We start from the raw sequence: 2,631 nt of genomic DNA, 5'->3' as shown, positions 1-2,631 counted from the left end.
GAGCAGAACCATCACGACTTCGCCAAACTGATCTGGCAGCTGGCATCGCCAAAGTGGAGCTTTGACGATGCCACCTACGAGCGCAGTGCACAGGCGTTGGAGAATCCGGACCACGTCGCCATCACGATCCACAACTACCGCTGGCGTCTGAACCTCGCCAAGGGCGAGGCCAGGTACGACAACCTGGAAAAGCGGCTAGCCCAGGCACCGAAGATCCCGGTACCGACCATCACGCTGGAAGGCGATGCCAACGGTGCGCCACATCCTCAGCCCGAGGCGTATGCCAAACAGTTCACGGGCAAGTATCAGTTCAGGCTGATTACTGGCGGCATTGGTCATAACCTGCCTGAGGAAGCACCGCAGGCGTTCACCCAGGCGGTTATCGACGCCGATCACCTTTGAGTCGCGGCGCCCTCCGCGATCGCTGCCGTCACGTGGTACACGCGCCCGCCCCAGCCGTCATTGGGGAAGGCGTCCGACACCTTCAGGTAGACCGGCTTTGATCCGTCGGCCTCGACGCCCAGGAAGGGCGTCAGGTCGATGGTTCGGTCGGCCTTGTTCGATCCGTCGGTGACCGGTTGAGTCTCCTGCAGCACGGTCGTCCAGTGCTCGTTGTCGGAGCTGGCCTGTACCAGAAATTCGGCGTCGATGGTCAGGGTAACGTGTGCCGAGGTCGTGTCGGCTGGAAGCGGGAACCGATAGGTAAAGTGAGCGTTCCCATCGGCGAAGCGATTCTGCACACCATTGCTCTGCGAACCGCCAGCGTCGAACAGCCACGGGTTTTCATCGACCGTGCCAGTATCGAAGTCGATCGTATGAGCGACCAGCACATCGGCCAGGGTCGTGAAGCGCAAGCCGGGTGCCGCCACGCTTGCCGTGATCACGTGGTGCCCGTCACTCGCCGAACCGGGGACGCTCACGTCCAATGCGATGCTGCCATTGACCGGGATCGCGTTGCCACGCGGCTGCAAGTGAACGAGGGATGCGCGTGGCGATGCGCTCCAGCCCGTGGGCGCCTCGACGGAGGCGAGCGCTAGCAGCGGAAAGAATCCCGTTGCCGAGGTGTTGAGCGTAAGAGGGATAACCGTCGTACCCGAGGCCGCCGGCATGATCACCGGTTGCGCCGGGGACAGGGTGGCTGCCAGCGAAGCAAGCGGCGTAAAGCCYGGCACATCGCCAATGAGGGCACTTAGCGCGCTCGCCTGGGTGCGCCAGTCGAACACATTGGGGTGGTCGTCGTTGGTGACGCCGGACCAGCGCGTGCCGAGTCGGCCCGCGGCGTCGCGGTCGTCATTCCAGAGACTGGTGGCTTGCTGGTTGAGGAATGCCGCGTATCCCCGATCATGGGTGGTGTCGACAAGCTCGGTCCAGTAGCGCATGAAGATGCCCTTGAACTGCTTGCCGTTGTCATCGCAGGTCTGGTCGGCGGCATCGCRGGTTTCGCTCAGGACACCGTTAGTCACCAGGGCATCAGGACCGATGGCCGCGTCGGCAAGGCGGCGTACGGAGGTCAGCACCTGCGGATCCCGGGTGGCGCGCCACAGTTCGAGGCCGGCGCCGATCGCCAGACCTTGATTGTAGGTCCACACGTTCTGGCCGTTGTTGGTGCAGGCGTTGGTGAGGCCGTCGTTGACCAGCCCCTTCGCGTTGATCATGCCGCTGCCCTGGAACCACGCCCACGCCGTTCGGGATCGACCCAGCCACAACGTGTCGCCGGGGATCCGGTTGTGCAGCTCGGCCGTGAGCCGGATCCAGAGGCCATTGACGATGGCGTTCTTGTACGTACGCTCGCCATCCCACCAGACGCCACCGCCGCAGGTACTGGTGTCCCAGTAGCCGTCGACGTAGTTGGCGATGGTCACCGCCATGTTCAGATACTTCGGGTCGTGGGTCAGGTCATAGGCCTGYAGCCACGTGAGGCCCCACCACTCGGAATCGTCGATGGCCCGGCTGGTGAAGTTGCCCAGTAGCGGATCGCCCGACAAGACGCCAGCCGGGAACACGCCCTTGTCCTTCTCGAACGTATTGTTCAGTTGACCGAGATAGCGACGGTCTCCTGTTCGCTGCATGTAGTCGCCGACAGTCTGCAGAGCCACCGCCGAATTCCACCAACTGGAGGGAAACCAGGCCTTGTCGGGCTCATACGAACTCATCAACACGTCCGCCGCGACCCGGGCACGAGCCATGGCGGTCGGTCCGTCGGTTTGTCGGGGAGTCGATGGGGTCGGTTCGGTTGCCATCGAGGGAAGGGCGGCGACCATGGCCGTCAGGCTGGCTACGGCCAGCAGTGTCTGAACACGTATGCGCAATGCGCCGAGCTTCATGATCGGAAGCGCTCCATTTAGACGTCTAAATTTATGACGATGGCTGCTGCGAGTCGGGCGAGTGTTGCAGAGCTGGTTCATCCAAAGTGAGAACCAGGTCAAGACAGCTGCACTTGCTTCGAATGCTGCGTCGCAGCTTGCGATCGACTAATCATTAAATACTACAATTGAATCGCACGGGAAGTTTGATCGGCTTATTGGCTACTGAATCGGGGGTAAGGCGACTTGCCCCCAGGAGAACCGTGCRCCGACGTTTGTCCAGGGATTTCGACAGGCGCCCCTTCGCAGGCGCCTCCTTCGTCTGCAC

2 protein-coding genes are annotated in these 2,631 nt (G+C 62.3%); one reads left to right on the top strand and one right to left on the bottom strand.

What is annotated here, in order from left to right:
* On the top strand, positions 1-402 hold a 402-nt coding region (locus AC1DSN_RS21105; RefSeq protein ID WP_477332683.1), incomplete at its 5' end, for an alpha/beta fold hydrolase.
* Here the strand turns inward: AC1DSN_RS21105 and AC1DSN_RS21100 are convergent.
* The gene (locus AC1DSN_RS21100) at positions 393-2,324 is read right to left on the bottom strand and encodes a glycoside hydrolase family 76 protein (protein WP_477332681.1); all 1,932 of its coding nucleotides are present in this window, start codon (positions 2,322-2,324) and stop codon (positions 393-395) included. The two genes, AC1DSN_RS21105 and AC1DSN_RS21100, sit on opposite strands and share 10 nt — an antisense overlap.
* Positions 2,325-2,631: the final 307 nt, after the last annotated feature.

This window comes from Luteibacter sp. P4_D7_3 (genome assembly GCF_056401735.1).
Note: the sequence above shows the minus strand (reverse complement) of the source record. Positions and strands in the feature narration are given on the sequence as shown.